Source organism: Citrobacter pasteurii (assembly GCF_019047765.1).
GTDB lineage: Bacteria > Pseudomonadota > Gammaproteobacteria > Enterobacterales > Enterobacteriaceae > Citrobacter > Citrobacter pasteurii.
In genome coordinates, this window is record NZ_CP077263.1 from 55,296 (window position 1) to 72,875 (window position 17,580).

General features: G+C 50.4%; 20 protein-coding genes and 1 pseudogene. 11 read left to right on the forward strand and 10 right to left on the reverse strand.

The genetic code is table 11. The features are described 5' to 3' along the window. Positions 1–335: 335 nt before the first annotated feature. The gene (locus tag I6L54_RS23955; protein WP_040231292.1) at positions 336–674 is read right to left on the reverse strand and encodes a hypothetical protein; all 339 of its coding nucleotides are present in this window, start codon (positions 672–674) and stop codon (positions 336–338) included. Next, positions 674–1,135 (reverse strand): hypothetical protein, encoded by a 462-nt coding sequence (locus I6L54_RS23960; protein WP_137378475.1) that lies wholly within the window; start codon positions 1,133–1,135, stop codon positions 674–676. The genes I6L54_RS23955 and I6L54_RS23960 overlap by 1 nt, the downstream gene beginning before the upstream one ends. A gap of 555 nt (positions 1,136–1,690) precedes the next feature. On the opposite strand from I6L54_RS23960, the gene umuD reads away from it, so the two are divergent. After that, positions 1,691–2,119: a translesion error-prone DNA polymerase V autoproteolytic subunit gene (umuD, locus tag I6L54_RS23965; RefSeq protein ID WP_040231294.1), complete on the forward strand. Its 429-nt coding sequence runs from the start codon at positions 1,691–1,693 to the stop codon at positions 2,117–2,119. Then, positions 2,119–3,390, forward strand: coding sequence for a Y-family DNA polymerase (locus tag I6L54_RS23970; protein ID WP_040231295.1), 1,272 nt, complete (start codon positions 2,119–2,121; stop codon positions 3,388–3,390). The genes umuD and I6L54_RS23970 overlap by 1 nt, the downstream gene beginning before the upstream one ends. Positions 3,391–3,393: 3 nt before the next feature. Here the strand turns inward: I6L54_RS23970 and I6L54_RS23975 are convergent, their stop codons facing one another. Together I6L54_RS23975 and parM are read right to left on the reverse strand one after the other, a co-directional pair. Further along, the gene (locus tag I6L54_RS23975; RefSeq protein ID WP_245163433.1) at positions 3,394–3,723 is read right to left on the reverse strand and encodes a plasmid partitioning/stability family protein; all 330 of its coding nucleotides are present in this window, start codon (positions 3,721–3,723) and stop codon (positions 3,394–3,396) included. 64 nt (positions 3,724–3,787) lie between these two features. Further along, on the reverse strand, positions 3,788–4,759 hold the full coding sequence (gene parM, locus I6L54_RS23980; RefSeq protein WP_040231298.1) for a plasmid segregation protein ParM domain-containing protein: 972 nt from the start codon (positions 4,757–4,759) through the stop codon (positions 3,788–3,790). Positions 4,760–5,002: 243 nt separating this feature from the next. Between parM and I6L54_RS23985 the strand changes: the two genes are divergently transcribed. The 5 genes from I6L54_RS23985 to I6L54_RS24005 all read left to right on the forward strand — a co-directional run bounded on the left by I6L54_RS23985 (position 5,003) and on the right by I6L54_RS24005 (position 8,045). Further along, positions 5,003–5,641 carry an AAA family ATPase gene (locus I6L54_RS23985; RefSeq protein WP_040231299.1) on the forward strand — a complete coding sequence of 213 codons (639 nt, stop codon included), beginning with the start codon at positions 5,003–5,005 and terminating at the stop codon, positions 5,639–5,641. Beyond that, positions 5,641–5,922: a hypothetical protein gene (locus tag I6L54_RS23990; protein ID WP_040231301.1), complete on the forward strand. Its 282-nt coding sequence runs from the start codon at positions 5,641–5,643 to the stop codon at positions 5,920–5,922. The genes I6L54_RS23985 and I6L54_RS23990 overlap by 1 nt, the downstream gene beginning before the upstream one ends. 344 nt (positions 5,923–6,266) lie before the next feature. Next, positions 6,267–6,590, forward strand: coding sequence for a hypothetical protein (locus I6L54_RS23995; RefSeq protein ID WP_040231304.1), 324 nt, complete (start codon positions 6,267–6,269; stop codon positions 6,588–6,590). Between the two features lie 173 nt (positions 6,591–6,763). Then, positions 6,764–7,645, forward strand: a complete 882-nt coding sequence (locus tag I6L54_RS24000; protein ID WP_137378362.1) for an MCP four helix bundle domain-containing protein — start codon at positions 6,764–6,766, stop codon at positions 7,643–7,645. A gap of 151 nt (positions 7,646–7,796) precedes the next feature. Continuing rightward, the gene (locus I6L54_RS24005; protein ID WP_040231305.1) at positions 7,797–8,045 is read left to right on the forward strand and encodes a hypothetical protein; all 249 of its coding nucleotides are present in this window, start codon (positions 7,797–7,799) and stop codon (positions 8,043–8,045) included. A gap of 322 nt (positions 8,046–8,367) precedes the next feature. On the opposite strand, the pseudogene I6L54_RS24010 reads toward I6L54_RS24005, so the two are convergent. The 4 genes and pseudogenes from I6L54_RS24010 to I6L54_RS24025 form a co-directional block, all read right to left on the reverse strand. Beyond that, positions 8,368–8,727, reverse strand: a pseudogene (locus tag I6L54_RS24010) (type II toxin-antitoxin system RelB/DinJ family antitoxin); the annotation flags it as partial. A 308-nt stretch (positions 8,728–9,035) separates the two neighbouring features. Next, on the reverse strand, positions 9,036–9,815 hold the full coding sequence (locus tag I6L54_RS24015) for a site-specific integrase (protein ID WP_040231308.1): 780 nt from the start codon (positions 9,813–9,815) through the stop codon (positions 9,036–9,038). A gap of 67 nt (positions 9,816–9,882) precedes the next feature. Continuing rightward, positions 9,883–10,491, reverse strand: coding sequence for a hypothetical protein (locus tag I6L54_RS24020; protein WP_040231309.1), 609 nt, complete (start codon positions 10,489–10,491; stop codon positions 9,883–9,885). A 69-nt stretch (positions 10,492–10,560) separates the two neighbouring features. Further along, a complete protein-coding gene (locus tag I6L54_RS24025; RefSeq protein ID WP_000493379.1) occupies positions 10,561–10,911 on the reverse strand; it encodes a hypothetical protein in 351 nt (116 codons plus the stop codon). Positions 10,912–11,453: 542 nt separating this feature from the next. Between I6L54_RS24025 and I6L54_RS24030 the strand changes: the two genes are divergently transcribed. Then, positions 11,454–12,548 (forward strand): hypothetical protein, encoded by a 1,095-nt coding sequence (locus I6L54_RS24030; protein WP_040231310.1) that lies wholly within the window; start codon positions 11,454–11,456, stop codon positions 12,546–12,548. Positions 12,549–12,550: 2 nt separating this feature from the next. Further along, positions 12,551–14,803, forward strand: a complete 2,253-nt coding sequence (locus I6L54_RS24035) for a KAP family P-loop NTPase fold protein (protein WP_082031730.1) — start codon at positions 12,551–12,553, stop codon at positions 14,801–14,803. A gap of 229 nt (positions 14,804–15,032) precedes the next feature. Here the strand turns inward: I6L54_RS24035 and I6L54_RS24040 are convergent, their stop codons facing one another. Then, on the reverse strand, positions 15,033–15,329 hold the full coding sequence (locus I6L54_RS24040) for a type II toxin-antitoxin system RelE/ParE family toxin (RefSeq protein WP_040231311.1): 297 nt from the start codon (positions 15,327–15,329) through the stop codon (positions 15,033–15,035). Continuing rightward, the gene (locus I6L54_RS24045) at positions 15,326–15,577 is read right to left on the reverse strand and encodes a type II toxin-antitoxin system ParD family antitoxin (protein ID WP_040231313.1); all 252 of its coding nucleotides are present in this window, start codon (positions 15,575–15,577) and stop codon (positions 15,326–15,328) included. The genes I6L54_RS24040 and I6L54_RS24045 overlap by 4 nt, the downstream gene beginning before the upstream one ends. A gap of 287 nt (positions 15,578–15,864) precedes the next feature. Here I6L54_RS24045 and I6L54_RS24050 point away from each other — a divergent pair, with 287 nt between their 5' ends. Further along, entirely contained in the window at positions 15,865–16,446 is a 582-nt protein-coding gene (locus I6L54_RS24050; RefSeq protein ID WP_040231345.1) for a hypothetical protein, read from the forward strand. A gap of 176 nt (positions 16,447–16,622) precedes the next feature. Beyond that, positions 16,623–17,555: an Abi family protein gene (locus I6L54_RS24055; RefSeq protein WP_040231314.1), complete on the forward strand. Its 933-nt coding sequence runs from the start codon at positions 16,623–16,625 to the stop codon at positions 17,553–17,555. The last annotated feature ends 25 nt before the right edge of the window (positions 17,556–17,580 follow it).

Here is a 17,580-nt window from a genome sequence, read left to right on the forward strand (position 1 = left end):
TGCGGCGATTGCTTCGCCGTGCCGATACGACAGCCCGACTTCGAGCGGAAAATACAAGGGCGCCAGCAAGGCCGTTCGTAGTGAAAAGCAGAGGCGGTCTGGACGGTTTTGCCGCGAAAATTGAGCGGCAAAACGACGGGAAGAACGACGATTAATCGTTTAGACATTGCGAACGGGAGCCGCTGGCGGCGAAGCCTACCTTGTATTTGCAGCGTTCGGGCTAAAGTTGAGGCACGGCGTTGACACCCGGCCGCGCCACCGGCGTGGCATAAAAAGCGGAGTCCACGACATCCTTCTGGCTGATTTGGCGGGCTGACAGTGCAGCCCGGCATTATTTATCGGGTGAATTCTTCCCAGTGTTCATTGAACTGGTTCTGGACGCGAAGATTTATCTGATCGCCAGTAACAACCCAGGTATCCAGAAATTTTAGTCCCCGCAGAATAGAACTTTCTGCATCATAGAGCAGCGTGATGCTGTTAAACCAGACAGCCTTTCCGGAACGGTAATCCCAACGGCATCCATCGCTATCTTCCAGACATTCCTGCCACCAGGTACTTCCCATGTAAACAACCCCGGCTTCCGCCTGCTCCAGACACTCCGCCTGGATCAGGAAATATGCCGGAAATTCAAGGTCACAAACTTCGATAGCGACACCAATCAACCATGTATTCATTATTTTTTTGCCTCATCAATCGCCCACTGCAGGTGATCCCAGTTGAAACCAATACTGGCATCATGGCATTCATCAGCGAGTGACATCGCAGCTTCAATAGTCTCATTGTCCAGCGAGTCATCGAGCGAAAGGAAATCATCTGCCAGCCAGAAAGTCCCTGTACAAAGTGCATCCATAGGGTGTTGCTGCAATCGGGCAATCATCCCCGATACCGTCATTTCGCGGCGCCACAGACCTGATGCAGGAAAAACCGCATTGGCTACATCAAACCACTCCCAGTCACCTGCCGGGACTGGCCATTTCACCATTTCGATCTGAACACCCGGCAACCGGGATAGACGCTCAAGGATATCCCCCAGGGAAAACTTATGGCCACTTACATCGTCACTGGCCAGACAGTGACCATTGAGAAACACCGCATGCTGGCCATCATCCAGCGTAATACACGTCACCTTAAACATAGTTCTCTCCTTAAACCGGCACCCATCTGCGCCGTGCCGACACGACAGCCCGACTTCGAGCGGAGAATACAAGGGCGCCAGCAAGGCCGTTCGTAGTGAAAAGCAGAGGCGGTCTGGACGGTTTTGCCGCGAAAATTGAGCGGCAAAACGACGGGAAGAACGACGATTAATCGTTTAGACATTGCGAACGGGAGCCGCTGGCGGCGAAGCCTACCTTGTATTTGCAGCGTTCGGGCTAGAGTAGAGGCACGGCGCACCGATGCCTGAGCATGGGATAACCAGACGCGGCCGGTTCAATACCGGCAGTGGATGGATGGCTGGAGATAATCTGACAGCAATAGAGCGGCAGAGTGACTTCATTGAATATACCCACATCGTTATCCCCCGTTTCTGTGGATAAGTAGCCCCAGCGTTCAACGAGAGCGAGGTACCACATCGCCAATGGAGTTTCTCCAGGAACTACAGAGGGTTAAAGGCAGCAAAAAAACAATACTTGAAAGTGTCCTAAATAAGATAATAATACTGTATATATGAACAGTATTATTTGAGGTAACTATGTTTGAGTTCATACGTGCTGAAAGCAATCCGGAGTTGACGCCCATCCCCCTTTATAGCGATCGCTGCCAGGCCGGGTTCCCCTCCCCGGCCCAGGATTACGTGGAGGCCGAACTCGACCTGAACCAGTACTGCATATCACGGCCCAACTCAACCTATTTTGTGCGAGCTATCGGCAACTCGATGACCGACATCGGGCTACATTCTGGTGATTTGATGATCGTGGATAAAGCCGAGCAGGCACAGCACGGAGACATCGTGATAGCTGAAATAGAGGGAGAGTTCACCGTTAAGAGGTTGCTGTTGAGGCCACGGCCTGGGCTGCAGGCTATGAATCCAGCTTACCCTACTCTATGGCCAGACCCGGAGAACCTGCAAATCTTCGGTGTCGTAACTGCCTTTGTACACAAAACCAGGGGACATGACTGATGTTCGCCCTGGCAGATGTGAACAGCTTCTATGCGAGTTGTGAGAAGGTCTTTCGCCCTGACTTACGTGATAAACCAGTGGTCGTTCTTAGCAATAATGATGGTTGTGTTATAGCCAGATCGAAGGAAGCGAAGCGGCTTGGAATCAAAATGGGGATCCCCTGGTTCCAGCTGAAGGCAATGCAATTCCCGGAAAAAGTCCTTACGTATTCCAGTAATTATGAGCTGTACGCGAGCCTGAGCAACCGCGTCATGGCACATTTGGAAGAACTGGCGCCCCGTGTTGAGCAGTATAGCATTGACGAGATGTTCCTGGATATTTGCGGCATCGATGGATGTACTGACTTTGAAGATTTCGGACGGCAGCTGCACGAGCACGTCCTAAGAGGTACCGGACTGACAATTGGTGTCGGGATGGGGCCGACAAAAACTTTAGCAAAATCAGCACAATGGGCCACTAAGGAGTGGCCGCAATTTGGGGGCGTGCTGGCCCTGACTACTGGCAATATCCGTAGAACGGAGAAACTGCTCTCACTGCAGCCAGTGGAGGAAATCTGGGGGGTTGGTCGCCGTATAGGCAAAAAGCTGAATACATACGGCGTGACGACTGCGCTGCAGCTGGCGCGCATGCCCCCTGCCTTTGTACGCAAGAACTTTACCGTGGTGCTGGAGCGGACCGTACGCGAGCTGAACGGTGAGTCCTGTATATCTCTTGAAGAGGCACCGCCCGCGAAGCAGCAGATTGTCTGCAGCCGATCATTCGGGGAGCGCATCACGACTTACGAAGCGTTGCGACAGGCTATCTGCCAGTACGCCGAACGCGCGGCTGAAAAACTGCGGGGAGAACATCAGTTCTGCCGACACATATCGGTCTTTATCAAAACCTCCCCTTTCGCAGTCAACGAAGCGTATTACGGCAACGTGGCCAGTGAAAAGCTTCTCGTGCCTACACGCGACACCCGGGACATCATAAATGCCTCAGTAAAAGCCCTAGACTGTATCTGGCTCGACGGGCATCGATATGCAAAGGCTGGAGTAATGCTGAATGACTTCACCCCTACGGGGGTAGCACAGTTAAATCTTTTCGATGACGTTAAGCCGCAGGAACGAAGCGAGCAACTGATGAAAGTCCTGGATGGCATCAACCACTCAGGACTCGGGAAGGTATGGTTTGCTGGGCGCGGAATAGCACCAGACTGGCAGATGAAAAGAGAAATGCTGTCACCGGCATACACGACCAGATGGAGCGATATACCGTGTGCCTCAATTTGAGTATCAAAAGATGCGCTTCATTTTGGTTCGAGCCTCTTCCAGTCGCCGTTGCTCATCATCCTCAACAACCTCAGGTTCGATTGCAGGAGTAAACTGCCCTGCCCCCAGCTCTGCAAGCACATCACGAATGTTGGCCTGGGATGGTTTCCATCCCGTTGTCTGGCTGAGTAAGCCAACCAGACTATCCGCAGTGAAGTCCTTATCCAGCAACAGCGCTAGTAAACCAGGAAGCCGCGGGTCGAGTTGGTGAAGCGCTAAACCGGAGATAAGCGCTTTACGGTACAACTCTCCCCTGTCGTTCCGAGGGACGGACTCAATAATGTCTAAAGACACGCTGTCCGCCGCCTGATCCGGATGAAGATAAACAGTAAACTTCTTCCGTTCCTCGCTCACGGCACTACTCCCCCTTGAATGCTGCGATAGCTTCTACAAGCGATGTTTGCGGAGAGTCCATCATGACAACCTTCGAGCCCAGATGATGCCATGCAGATTTAACTGCGTCTTCGATCAACGGAGCTCCACCACCAACGATATAGACGCGGTTAACGTCTCTGAAGCCAGCCAGATCATCAACAACCTGTGCCCCCAGCGTGGCGATTGCACTTTCGATGGTATCCAGCACCAGGGCTGTCTTGCTCTCATCATTAATAACCTGACGAACAAAGTCTGGGTTCTTACGTTGTTTGATAAGCTCATCTGCAACCATGGCACTTGTGTTACTGGATGCCATCTTCAAAGCCGTGAGCGCAGCGTTCGTCACCAGCGACACACCTATCTCGGAATTTCCGTGAATAGCGCTAACGGAGTCAAACTGGCCAACGATTACACCAACGTCAAGAGTCGTGCCGCCGAGGTCAATCACCAGAGACTTTTCATACTGCCCCACATTATCTTTAACCAGACGAGCAAATACGGCAGGCAAAGACTCAGGCATAACTTCAACATGTTCGATGGTAAAAACCTCCCCCTTATTCAGCTTGACCGGGCGCATCAGGTTGTCGATCTTGCGCTGAATGTTCAGTTCGTTCTTCTGGCACTCTTTGGTGTAGAACTCACTGATAGGTAGAGTCACTGTCAGAGATACAGGCTGCAGTTTCAAACCACTATTAAGAAGAGCATGGTGAACAGCCAGGACATTCACATCTGTGTACTGATACTCAATATGAGTAGTAAGGATAGATTCATTGCTGACTTCGTCATATGTATACTTCTTGCCGTCCAGTTCATAGTTAAAGGTCTGGCGGTTACCCATCCCCTCAACCTTCCATCCAGATTTAAAAGAGTTTGATGACAATGACTTATGTAATTTCTTACCATCAAACCAAGCAATCTTTACGGCTGTAGAACCATCATCGCAATACACCTTCATACTGAACCCCTTGATACTCAAATTGAGAAAGACTGTTAAGCCTGAGCGCCTAAACACTCAGATTGAGTATTAAATCATAATTATGAAATATTAAAACACAAGTAACATTTGTGATTTATTAAAAAATAAATCACACCTCACACTTCACACGTCATACTTCATACTTTTTCATTTGCAGATTGACTCTAACCCTGCATGTGCCAGAATAAATCATACTTCACACATCATATTTATGAGGCAGCAATGATTACTGTCGTAGGTGGAAACAAAGGCGGTTCAGGCAAAACAACTACAGCTTCAAACTTGGCTATTGCGCTTACACATGAAGGCCATGATGTATGTCTGTTAAATGGGGACTTACAGCGTACGGCCGCTAAGCACCATGCTGAACGTGAAGCAACAGGGGTGGAGCCAACATTCACGCTCATCGAAAAATTCGATAACCTGACGCAAACCCTTCGAGCATTAGACGAAAAGTATGATCACGTAATCGTGGATGTGGCTGGGCGAAACTCGAGAGAATTCATTACTAGCGGTGTAGTCGCTCATCAGATCATTGCACCATTGCAATGCTCACAACCCGACCTCGATACTTTGACGGAACTTGCTCAACAGATAGAAGCAATGCGTGACCTCAACCCTGAACTGAAAGTCTATTGCTTACAAAGTATGGCGACAACAAATCCAGTTCTGAGAGGAAACGAGCGGAAGGAGTTTCTGGAGTACCTCGAAGAGTTTCCAACTATTGAAGCGCTGCAAACAGTAATCTGTTTCCGTAAGGTCTATCGCGATTGCATGAGCAACGGAACAGGTGTCGTAGAGACAAATAATGAAGCTGCTAAAGCAGAAATTAAGCAATTAATGAAAGAGGTATTCGGATAATGGTTAAAAGGCCGAGCCAACAGGCATCAAACCGCTCAGATGTAACAGCAGAACAAGCTGAAGCCCTTGCGCAGCGTCTTGCCGATAAACCTTATGGCGCACCTGAAAAACCAGAGCCTGAAAAACAGGTTCGCACAACAATCTCTCTGGCTGAATCAATGCTAGTAAAAGTTGAAGACATCGCATTACGAAACAAGCGTAGTGGTAAGGACCCTAAAAACGTAAGCGCTATCTTCAGAGAAGCTCTGGACCTTTATCTACAGAAGACTGGTGAAAAGTAGCAAATCATACTTCACAACTTAAAGATATTAGGTGTGAGGTATGAAGTATGAAGTATGAAGTATGAAGTATGAAATAATAAAATCTATTTTACATTATAGTCTCAGAAGGCCGCTAAAACGGCCTTTCTTCTGTCCGTTCTCTCGCAAATTCTTTCACCCGTTTCCCCTGCCTGAATCGCAAAATTCACATAGCACACTGCATTCTCATCATCCATCAAGTATCAGGAAGTCGGAGAACAGTTGGCTGATGACCACCCGTTACGAAACTCACCGGCACCTCTACAAATTACCACTGGAAGTGGTAGAGTTTGCTGAAAAGTAACTATAGAACTAAGGATTATTATATGTATCAGGAAGTACTTGATGCGCTGAATGAAGAGAAAACAACTCGTCAGCATATGAATAAAATGAAAAAACTTTTTGATAAGGCAACAGAACCCAAGCTAAAAAAAATGATTGGTGCCGTTGGTTCTGAGTATGAAAAATGGCTTAAGAGTTTCACAAAATTAGCCAACCAAAAAACATATAGCCCGATCAGCAAGCAACAAAATGTAGCTAAAGCAGAAGCTGCTAGAAAGCAAAAATTCATTCCTTCCATACCAATGAAAGACGGAACTGTACCCTTATCTGTCTCGGCACTTATAACTTACTGTAATAGCATGATCTAAAACTTCCGTTCCGACCGGAGCGTAGCCCGGTCAGTTCTGCATTCCCCTCGAACCTGGACACTCAGGTTATTCCGTCCAGTTCTTTTTGTTATTATTAACTATATGTGGCCTAGAGCAGAATTTGATCGATAAACGGTTAGGCCATTTGAGAGGCCTTTTTAGGAGTTATTCGTATGAAAGATGAAGTAAAAAGATTAAAACCACTTCCGGAAGTTCTAAGGAGATTGTTTTCTCTATCTGGTAATTTATGTTGCTTCCCTGGATGCGGTCAGTCAATGATAGATCCCTCCGGCAATTTTGTGGGCCAGGTTTGTCATATTGAAGCAGCCAATACGGGTGGGGAGCGATTTAATGACAAGATGTCGAACGAGGATAGGCGCAGCTTTGATAACTTAATGTTACTATGTTACCCGCATCATATTGAAACAAATGATACAGTAAAATATGATGTTCTATCCTTAAAAAAGATGAAAGAAGAACATGAAAAAATCTTCTCCGATGATTTAATTGCCAACAAAATATTATTAAGCTTGAAGGATTACACCATAGATAGCTCGTTCAAAAAAGTATCAAATCTAAAAAATCTGTACAAAACTGTTTTTCCAGAGAATTATAAAATGGCTGAAGATGAAATGAATGATGCCGTAAATGCTTTTAATTCATCTATTGCCAAGTATTTATCATTAACTCCGTACTCAAGGAAAGTATTTGCTTGTGGAATAGCAAGATCAAATCACCCGTACAGTCTTTACCGTATAGATAATGATTCATTATATGTTGATGTAACTGAGGTATGTAGAGCATTTGGTCGTGAAACAGATGATAGCGATATTCACAACTCTTTTAATGAAATTATAGCTAAGAATCTCATGCTCATCTCTGAGGTTAACATACACGTAGATTATGAAGTGGATAGGCTTGTATATACAAACTGCCTTGATCATAACGATTACGATCTAAATATATGGTTATTGCTAAAAAACTACTGTAAAGAATCACAGATTGATATACGAAACTATCTTAGTGACTTAAACTTTAGTGGCTTAGATGATTGAATGGAAGTCTTTTTTTCAATCCAAAACCGACTGGCCGCAGCAGCGGCCTTTCTACTGTTATGACACCTTTAATTCCACACGCAGTTAGACATAAAGGTAATTCCGTCCAGTTCTGCTGGCTGTGCAAGATCTGGCCTGGTATATTTACTGTATGGAAATCCTAATCGCTCTGACCATTGCCGCCGTTCCTGCTGCTTATGTGGTATGGACTCGCTATTTCCGCATTTTCCCGCTGTCCTATTTCGGCATAGAGAATGTACAAAGGGTTGCCAAATGGGAAAGCCCCGAATGGCGCGAACGTGTGTTTGCACGCGGGGGGATGACCAGTAACGAGTGGATCAGGATTAATACCCGCCAACTTGAAGCTATCAACGCAGAGCTACGCCGCCGGAATCTTTAACTTTCTTGATAGCTTCATCAGGCTGCGCCAGCGGCTTTTTTGCGCCCCCCGTTTAATTCCCCGCGCAGTTAGACATAAAGGTAATTCTGTCTAGCTCACAAAAAAAGCCGCTTTCGCGGCTGTTTGAGCAGTATTTGTATTTATTCAACCACTTTCATTTCTTGGTTGAGTGAACTACATGAGCCACTTTATCCCCAAATTCCTGGACAGCAAATACAAAACTCGTTTGTTCTAGCGTAGAAAACGTTACTTTCTCATAGCCATACCCGAAATTTTGAGAATCAACAAGAATACTCATAGCTTTATTAAAGGCATTCAGCGCCAGTTCAGCATCCCGATTATTAGAAAGAAGGCTGATTTTCTCTTTGGCACAACGGTACAGTGCATCGAGGCGGCGGTAATATTCCTTCAGTTTGACCTTTTCAATCCCGTCCGGCTGTTCAGTCCATACCTGTAAATTAGAGATCACTGCGAGAGCTTCAGCTAACATATCTGAACTTTCACGTAACAAATCATGCGGCGTTTTTACAATGGAGGTGATCACAAACGGCAGTTTCTTCTGCTCAGCAAGATACTGATAAAAAGCCGCAATAGCCTGAGTTTGGCTGATATTCAGCAGCTTCAGTACTTCATCAGCCTGGTTCTTTATATCATCGTCAATACGTGCATTAATGGTCGCCATCGTTCCGCTCCTTGAGGTGATTACATATCAACCATAATGCATATTTGCATTACACGCAACAAAAATAATGCAAATATGCATTACACTGCTTTTTTACCTTCCTTTTTGCCACATTGGACGTTCCGGTGATTCCGTCCATTAAAACAGAACATAATCGGATTGCCGTCTACGCTAAACAACAGACATACGAAGAAATGCTATTTACCCTGGACATTCCGGCACTATCGGAAAAAATGTCCAGAGAAGCATTTATGCAGATCGTATTTATTCGGGTTGACAGAAAGCTAAAATTATAGGCTGATTTAATCTCAACCCCGTCCTTTCAGCATGGCCACCGCATCCGCTTCGGGCATCTGAAACTGCACCCGGTGACGCGCCGCGACATCGAGCGCAAACACCTTCGTATAGACCTCCGTCGAGCTGATCGACTTGTGGCCCATCAGCGCCTGCAGCACCTTCAGTGGAATGCCGGCATACAGCATATGCATGGCGTAAGAGTGGCGGAACGTGTGCGGCGTCACCGGTACCGAGAACGTCACGCCGTCGGCCGCCGCGGTATCTACCGCTTCATTCAGCCAGGTGCGAACCGTGCGGTCGGTGATCTCCCAGATACGCGCCTTCTCCGTTCGCCCGGTGCGTTTGTTGCGCCGCTCCAGTGGAATTTTCAGCGTGGCCACCATCATCTGCAGCTGGCTGACGTACTGGTGATCGGATAGCGGAACCAGACGATGTGCCTGGATACCGGCGGGCGCGCGTCCGGCGGTCCGGGCTGCTTTTTCCGCGCGCTGTTTCAGCGTGGCCAGCTGCACAAACGGATACGGCGGCGCCAGCGAAAAATCCCCTCGAGTAAGCGCCAGTGCCTCGTTAACGCGGGCGCCCGTATTCCAGAGGGTGGCCAGCAGCATCTTACGGTGCAGATCGGGCACATAGTGGAGCAGGGCGCTCACTTCCGGCGCCAGCAGGTATTTCGGCAGTTCGTCCTGAACGAGCGCCATCTGCCGTAAGGCCAGTGCTGCGGGATAGTCGATGGTCACAGGCAGGGCGGCCATTGAGCCCTGAGAAGTAACTGAAGGTATGAGGCCAGTCATGATCGGTATCTCAGTATCATTAGTTGTTCAGGTAAGTCTGATGGATTTTTCGCGCCGTTTCTGGCTGTCAGAAGCTGTCCAGAATTTGATTCCATTCGGCCTTACAGTCCAGCAGGTACCGGAGGCCGTTGTCGACCCCGTCAAGTAAATCGGAAGCCTCTCCCATTTTTTCCCCAAAGCGGCGGGTGTTGACGTAATGAATTCCTTCAAGGCTCCGGGTGCCGTCATTTCTCCTGGCATATCGGAAATCTGTCGCCCGTTCATCCGCTTGGTGAAGAGCTTTAACCACCTCTTTGACGATTTTAAAATCGGAAGGCCGGTAGCTGTCATCAACTTCTAGGATCAGTTTTTGTGCCAGCGGCCATAGATTATTCAGGTTATGGTCATCTTTTTTGTACTGGTGTTTATCCGGGTCTTCTGCCAGTGCAAGGGCCAGTCCGATAATTTGTTTGATAAGGAGCTCCAAGTGATGTCGGTAGAGAAACAACACCGGATAAACCAGAAAATCCTGGTCCCGCCCGGATTCATCAATGTGGTTAATCAGAATATCAGCAGCTCGCCTGTAACCTTCGGTATAAGCTGTACCATGATCCGACATGTAATTCAGGCAGGCATTATTGTGCCAGTCGCTGTCGCTGGCCAGCAGCCCCGGTTCTAACGTTTTTCCCTTTTTCATTTCAGCTCCAGAATCTTTTAACAGCCCCGGTTCGGTACCTTATCCGGAAATCCCGCCTACTGTATGTATTCAGCGGTCAGCAGCCAGTTCTTCAGCCAGCTTCACAAACCCTTTGTGCTCAGTCTGCAGGTAATGACTGTAAATCCGGGCATCACGTTCTGTCAGTCCGGATGGATTACCGGTGAAGTAACGTTGTAGCACCGCAATACAGTGATTGTAGGTATCGAGATCATATTCCCAGTTTCCCAGCTCACCGGCCGCATCCAGCTCCCGGCGAAACTGCTCGTATTTACGGAGCAGAATGCCAAGACCTAATTCTGTTGCAGCATAAACATTATTTTCTCCTGGCGCGGAAATCGCATTACGGATTTTTTCAAAAGCATAACTGAAATCATTTCTCTCATTGAATGCAGTAAACATGTCCTTTCCTCAGTTGAATAGTTAGCCGTGCAATTTTACCACACCTCAATCATCGCCAGATGAGTGCCACTCTGTTGAGAAAGTGACTTTCACAAAAATGAATTTCACATACTGAAATAATAAGCAGACATATAAACACTCTATTAAATTACCGGGCGGCGGTTTTCAGATGATCCGATTTTCTGGCGTATAACAACTTTCCGGAAGTGTACCACGGTGAGGGAATAAGCAAAGTGTCCTTCCCGGTGGTGTTCGTGCGGTCACGGGGAAGCGGATAAGCACAACATATAGATGAGAACCCAGCTGATAGAGTGGCATATCTTGTGTTTTCAGGCCGCAGCGCGTCGGAGGTGGCGTGAAGATCCTTTTCTGGTATTTTTCGGATCTCAGCAGAAAAAAGAAGCGTCGTGCGGAATCACATGATGATAAATGACATCATGTCATTAAATTGACTGAATGAAATAATGGTGATTAACTCAGATAGAGCTAATTCATTCATGCCACTTACCTCACCTCAAACACCACCGATGACAGGAGCGACCATGCTGAGCCAGCTGACCCTGCGCTTTCACAAAAAACTCATCGAGGCACTGAAAATGCGTGCCGGCCACGAAAACACCTCGGTGAACGCCCTCGCAGAACGTTTTCTCGACAGCGCGCTGAAAACCGCCGCCCCGGAGGACAGCTATCTGGCGCTGCTCGCCGATCGCGATGAAGCCATCCGCGGGATGTACCGCAAAATTATGCTCGGCCAGACCTTCGGCCTGGCGCCGGTCACCCGTGACGAACTGCGGCTGCTGCTCGGACTGGCCCAGGAAGGCTGTGTCCACGGCCGCAACCGGCTGGTCACCCGCCCGGCCCTGCAGATGCTGCTCGACATCACCGGGGAACTGCTGGCCTGGCAGGCGGAGCAGGGGATACCTATCGATCTGCCGTACCTGCAGGGCATTTTTCACCTGCAGGGAACGGCGCCAGCCACCGAATACGCGGACTTTCTCGCGACGCTGCGCCAGCGCCCGATCATCGACCAGGGCTATGCCGAACGGCTGCTGCGCCCGCTGGCGTCACAGTGCTTCGATCTGCGCACCTTCCCGGATGAGGCCCTGGCGCAGATCTTCACCCTGCCACGCCTGCAGGCGCTGTTCCCGCTGGCGCTGCGGGGTGAACCCTGGAGTGAGGCGGATGCACGCCAGCTGGCGGAGGCCACCCGCCCCGTGATCCCGGCAGTCCGGGAGACAATAGAGGCAGGCACGCTGCGGTTCGATATTCAGGTGGACGGACAGGCGATAGCGTCACGGCCCGGCGGCTGGTATGAGGTTCCGCGCCTGCACCTGCTGATCACCGGTCAGGATTTTGTCGTGCCGTTCGGCTGGACTCATTTCTCGGAGCTGCTGGGCCTGTTCACCCTGTATGCCCGCCATCCGGACGCACTCGCGCATGGCCATCACGGCGAGCACGTGATGTTCTCACCGCCGGGCAATGCCTCAAAGGACGGCTTTTTTGGCCTCGATGGGCTGCGGATCTTCCTGCCACCGGAGGACTTCGACACGCTGGTCCGTGAGCTGGTTACCCGCTGCAGTGAAGGGATGCTGGCTGATGCGCTGAATGGCCTGCGCGGCCTGTACGGAGATTTGTAACCATGAGCCAGACAGCAGAACAACAACCATGCGGAAAGCACCCCGATCGGGCCGTCAGCACAGCGGAAGAAGACTGCTATGGGTTCACGCACATTGCCACCGAGTTAGCCCGTGCCATTCAGGGGATCGGCCGGGAGGGCAGTGCCGTGATCGGTATCGAAGGCGCCTGGGGAACGGGGAAAACCAGCCTCCTGAATCTGCTGCGTATTGCACTGGAGGCACAGAAAGAAGACCGGACGTATGTGCTGAGCATCTCCCCCTGGCTTGACGGCAGCGATACGCCACTGGTGGCGTCACTCCTGCTGCCGGTCGCCGGCATCATTGCCCGGGAAGAAGAAAGCCGGCTTTCGGCCGTAGAACGGGCGAACCTCAAAGAGAAAAACGCGCTGACCGGCACCGCCCGTACGCTCATGGACTATACCCGGGCCACGGCCCGGCGGCTGGCGCCGCTCGCGCAGCTGGCCGCCGTGGTTCCCGGTATCCCCGATGCCAGCGGTGGCCTGAAAGCCGTGGCCGATTCGGACTGGCTGAAAGAAAAAGAAAAAACCACGGCAGAAATGCGTGCCGGCATTGCAGAGAAAATCGCAGAACTGGATCTGAGCTTCATTATCCTGCTGGACGATCTCGATCGTCTTGAGCCGGCCCAGGCCGTGGAGGTGATCCGCCTGGTGAAGTCGGTCGCGGATTTTCCCCGCTTCCGCTACCTGCTCTGCTATGACAAAGCGGTGCTGGCAGAGGCCATCAGCCAGGGGCTGGGCGTGGCCGACGGCAGCCTGTATCTGCAGAAAATCGTGCAGATTTCCTTCGGGCTGCCGCGACCGGAGGCCTTTGTGCTGCGCCGGCAATTTCTGGAGGAGGCCATCCGGTTATACACGTCGGTGAACGGGCGTATGCCAGGGACCAGTGTGCAGGCGGCCCTGACGAGCGTCGCCGACATTTATGGGGCCGCACTGAAAACCCCCAGGGAGGTCCGGATGGTCATTAATGCGCTGGCCTTCCGCTATGCGGGTCTGCGGGATTATGTCTATTTCCCGGATCTGTGCTTCCTGCAGTTGCTCCGCACCACGAATGCCGGCCTGTATGACTGGGTGGAAGCCTACCTGTCTGAACGGGCGGTGGTGGCGTCGGGTGAAGGGCATATCAGTGAACAAGAGCAGGAAGTACTGACTGAGAAACTGCGGACTCACCTGTCGCCGTATTTTCCTGGCGAAGCACATACCGTCGATGCGCTGAGTCAGTGGGTTCCGGGGATCTCCACCGGGGTGACGGACCAGGCCATCCATCTGTTCAGAACTGACAGCGAACAGGAAAAAGCCATACTGACCGCCGGAAAACGGCTGGGCAGCCAGGCCTACTGGCGCTACTATTTCGCCTTCTCCGCCCCGCAGAACGTCCTGCAGCCGGCGATTTTTGACCACATCTTCGAAGTGGCCGGCCATCCCGGAAAGCAGCGGGAACTGGCTGAACTGTTGTTCGGGTATATCCAGCGCCAGAACCTGTCTTCACGGACCTGGTTTGAGCACATTCTGAGCCAGCTGACCGTGCCGCTCATCGCCTCACGGACTCCCGGTGAATGCCGCGGTTTGCTGCAGTTCTTCCTGGACTACGGTGATGAAATACTGAAACGCTATCAGACGGAGGATCCGCGGTTTGAGCTGCATGATCTCGACACCTACAGCGTCGCTGACCGGCTCATCTTCCGGCTGTTACGGGATAACACGAACGGTACCCGGGTCTTCCTGACAGAGCAGGCCCGGGACGGCCGGGCCTGGTACTGGATGGCAGAATATGTGCGCCACCTGCTGTGGCAACACGGGATGGCCGGGGACGTGTCAAAAGATGATCAGGAAGAGTGGATGGCTCCGGACACATTAGAGACGTTTCGGGACGCGCTGGGGGCCAGGCTGAACAGTGCCGCCATCACCGATACGCTGCCGGCGTTCCCCCTGCTGAACAGGTATATCTGGGCATGGTGTGACATCAGCGGGCTGGACGCCGTCCGGGAATGGGTGACCGTTCAGAGTCAGGAGGATGAGACTTTTCTGCAGTTGCTTCTGCAGCTGCGGGATCATCGCACTCGTTCAGTACAGGGGCATTACCGCACCCTGAAACTGGCCAGCATGACCGACATTCTGGGGGACGTGGCGCAGATTAAAGCCCGTATCAGGTGTATCAAAAAGACCGGGCAGTATGCAGAACAGGTTGCCCTGGTCGAGCGAGCCATTGCGGGAACCCGGGGATCGCTAAGGCCCTGACAGGGCCTCAGGCATACTCAGTGGATCAGCGTTATCCGGATGCTGACCATCACAAAGATGCGCTCTGCCGACGGGAGGCGAGCATTATCCCGTAAGGTGACCCGCGTGTGACAGGAGGAAGAACAGGCGCTGCGCAGGATACTGTCTGTCCTGTCCAGCGTCTGAACGCCACCTCAGTTCTGCTTCCACACTTCCCTTTGACGTCGCACATGAAAAAATGCCGTACCGGTTATCTCCAGGGATCGTGCCCCGGTGTATCCTGAGTCTGACTGAGAATACGGATAATGGTGATCACCGATACGGATGGCACAAAATAGATCATATGCTGTGCCACCGGTAATGAGCAGATATCCTCGCCCAGCTCCGGACGCCGTGTTCCGATATCATGGGTGGCCAGCACATCAAACACAGCGGCAATCCGGTCGACATACTCATCTGCCTGACCAACGCCAAACTGTCTGAAGCTGTATTCCCAGATAGCAACAAGATCCTCTTCCGCCTTAGGGGTCAGCTCAATTTCTTTCATTCTGCCACCCTGGCTCTGACATGTTTCAAAAAGGCATCCTTGTTCCACGGCTTTGGATCGCCGCTGCTGATCCCTTCGGCCAGCACATCGCGCAACCTTTGCAGGTGGGATTCCGCTTGCTTTTCACGCAGCAAACGCAGTGCATCACGCATGACTTCACTCTGGGTACGGTAGTCACCAGCACTGACCAGGGAATCGATAAATTCACGCAGCTCATCACCTACGTCTACCGTCATCGTGCGGGCCATATTGCCTCCATAGATTGATGTAAGATTTGTTCTTACATCAGTATATTCCCTTTCTCCCCTGACTTCCATCACGCCGCTCAGATAGGAAACTTCAACCATATAGTAGTAAGGATCCGACTTTACCTTTTTTCGGATCTCCGGTGAAAACCAGGCCATGTATGTAACTTCACTGCGATACTTTCGCATCAATTATTTAATTTGACTCATTTAATATAGTTTGACTTCTATTAATCGGATGTGAGATAAGGATTGTCATAATAATCGGTTTGACAAAAGTGGACATTCTGATGGGAAAAATAGTCGATAAGTATCTGGAAGAAGCAAATCGTGTCATGACGCTGCGTAAAATACCAGCTGATGTCGATGCTGCCATTACCGAACAGGCCCGCCTGTCGGGGAAATCCAAAAACGATCTGGTGCTTGAGTTACTGACAGCCACATTCGGCGATCTGCTGGGGAATTTTGTGCGCACCAGTGAACTGGTTGCCCTGATGGACAAGGAGATTGCCCGACTGACAGAACGGGAGATCACGTTGCAGAGCTTTGAAAGCGATCTTGTCCCCATCTATAACCGGGAATACTGTCGTATCCTCGAACTTAATAATGAGGACGATCTCAAGCGTATTATGATGAACAATATTCCTTATCTCGAGCTTCGTGCACGGCAGCTTCGTTACGGCATGCTTCCGTTTCTGCCTAAAGGGATTTCGATGATAATGGCTCTGTTCTGCGAAGTTGCCGGACGGGACGGGCTGACTATCGCCCAGTTTTATACTTCTCTCTGGTTTGTTATCGAGCAGGAGGAGTATTACAGGGAGATCAATGAGATCAGAGATGCGAAATCCCTGCTGCCTGCTAAGGCTCTCTGAAACGAGGAAAGCCCACCATAGGTGGGCTTTCAATAACGCTTTGCCTGTGGTGCAACGCGACTAGAACCAGTTAAGGGGAAGTTAGCGCTGCAGGCGGATTCATCAAAAATGATACATCCCCACAGAACTCAGGTCAACCGGTTCTGTGGGAAGTAATGAAATAGTAAGGTCTGACAATGCCACAGAATACACCCGTAAATACCGTACTGCCTCTCATTTCCTCCCCGCGCCTGGGTAGCTACATTGTGACATTCAAACCTGTTGGTGATCACGAGCTGTACGGGACATACATCTGGAGTCAGCTGGCCAGCGGTTCCGTATACCCTCTTCTGCAGAATCTGGAAATTACGCTGCGTAATGCTGTCGATGCAGAGGGCAGAAGACGCTTTGGCGAAAAATGGTGGGATAATCCCAGTCTCTACTGTGGGAGACCTATCACCCAGACTGCTTTTTACGGAAAAATTCTCCGGGCCATCGATAACCTGAATGAAGCATGGAAGAAAAAGCAACGGAAAAGAAAAAAACCAACTCATCCGTTGCCTCAGTGGAGCCATGATCAAATCATCGCTGCGACCGACTTCAGTGCATGGCATTTCATACTGAATAATGACTTTGCCGCGCCAAGCACTTCTCAAAACCAACATTACCTCTGGCCAGTTTCAACAGGCAGAGTTTTCAGAACATACAACAGCGTGTCAACAAACGAAAAGACAGCCCGTTCGAAAATGCGTGATCTGGTTGTGGAAATGCGTGAGTACAGGAACCGGCTTTCGCACAATGAACCTATCTGGGTTAAAGCGCCTAACGTCAGCGACGCAGCGACTGCAATTGACACTATCCGGAATAAAATTCGAAAAATAGAGTCGTTAATTACCATCATCTCACCGGATAAACACCTGATAATGGAAAAAATGGGGCTGTTTAGTCAGGCGCTGCGGACCTGCTCCGTACAGGAACTGGCGATCCACAATTTTACCCATGCCAGTTGCTCACTGACGCGGCGTCAGAAACGTAATCTCCGGGGAGTGATATCCGCAGCGGAAAAACAAAACCAGTCACAGGTGTTTGAGTACGCCAGCCGGATATTTTCACTCCATCGGGTCAGATAATACAGTTCCGGTGTATACGGATTGA

What these genes read in the sequence shown, in the direction of transcription:
- I6L54_RS23955 (WP_040231292.1), bottom strand. Translation starts at nt 674, where the DNA reads ATGAATACATGGTTGATTGGTGTCGCTATCGAAGTTTGTGACCTTGAA.
- I6L54_RS23960 (WP_137378475.1), bottom strand. Translation starts at nt 1,135, where the DNA reads ATGTTTAAGGTGACGTGTATTACGCTGGATGATGGCCAGCATGCGGTG.
- umuD (WP_040231294.1), top strand. Translation starts at nt 1,691, where the DNA reads ATGTTTGAGTTCATACGTGCTGAAAGCAATCCGGAGTTGACGCCCATC.
- I6L54_RS23970 (WP_040231295.1), top strand. Translation starts at nt 2,119, where the DNA reads ATGTTCGCCCTGGCAGATGTGAACAGCTTCTATGCGAGTTGTGAGAAG.
- parM (WP_040231298.1), bottom strand. Translation starts at nt 4,759, where the DNA reads ATGAAGGTGTATTGCGATGATGGTTCTACAGCCGTAAAGATTGCTTGG.
- I6L54_RS23985 (WP_040231299.1), top strand. Translation starts at nt 5,003, where the DNA reads ATGATTACTGTCGTAGGTGGAAACAAAGGCGGTTCAGGCAAAACAACT.
- I6L54_RS23990 (WP_040231301.1), top strand. Translation starts at nt 5,641, where the DNA reads ATGGTTAAAAGGCCGAGCCAACAGGCATCAAACCGCTCAGATGTAACA.
- I6L54_RS23995 (WP_040231304.1), top strand. Translation starts at nt 6,267, where the DNA reads ATGTATCAGGAAGTACTTGATGCGCTGAATGAAGAGAAAACAACTCGT.
- I6L54_RS24000 (WP_137378362.1), top strand. Translation starts at nt 6,764, where the DNA reads ATGAAAGATGAAGTAAAAAGATTAAAACCACTTCCGGAAGTTCTAAGG.
- I6L54_RS24005 (WP_040231305.1), top strand. Translation starts at nt 7,797, where the DNA reads ATGGAAATCCTAATCGCTCTGACCATTGCCGCCGTTCCTGCTGCTTAT.
- I6L54_RS24015 (WP_040231308.1), bottom strand. Translation starts at nt 9,815, where the DNA reads ATGACTGGCCTCATACCTTCAGTTACTTCTCAGGGCTCAATGGCCGCC.
- I6L54_RS24020 (WP_040231309.1), bottom strand. Translation starts at nt 10,491, where the DNA reads ATGAAAAAGGGAAAAACGTTAGAACCGGGGCTGCTGGCCAGCGACAGC.
- I6L54_RS24025 (WP_000493379.1), bottom strand. Translation starts at nt 10,911, where the DNA reads ATGTTTACTGCATTCAATGAGAGAAATGATTTCAGTTATGCTTTTGAA.
- I6L54_RS24030 (WP_040231310.1), top strand. Translation starts at nt 11,454, where the DNA reads ATGCTGAGCCAGCTGACCCTGCGCTTTCACAAAAAACTCATCGAGGCA.
- I6L54_RS24035 (WP_082031730.1), top strand. Translation starts at nt 12,551, where the DNA reads ATGAGCCAGACAGCAGAACAACAACCATGCGGAAAGCACCCCGATCGG.
- I6L54_RS24040 (WP_040231311.1), bottom strand. Translation starts at nt 15,329, where the DNA reads ATGAAAGAAATTGAGCTGACCCCTAAGGCGGAAGAGGATCTTGTTGCT.
- I6L54_RS24045 (WP_040231313.1), bottom strand. Translation starts at nt 15,577, where the DNA reads ATGGCCCGCACGATGACGGTAGACGTAGGTGATGAGCTGCGTGAATTT.
- I6L54_RS24050 (WP_040231345.1), top strand. Translation starts at nt 15,865, where the DNA reads ATGGGAAAAATAGTCGATAAGTATCTGGAAGAAGCAAATCGTGTCATG.
- I6L54_RS24055 (WP_040231314.1), top strand. Translation starts at nt 16,623, where the DNA reads ATGCCACAGAATACACCCGTAAATACCGTACTGCCTCTCATTTCCTCC.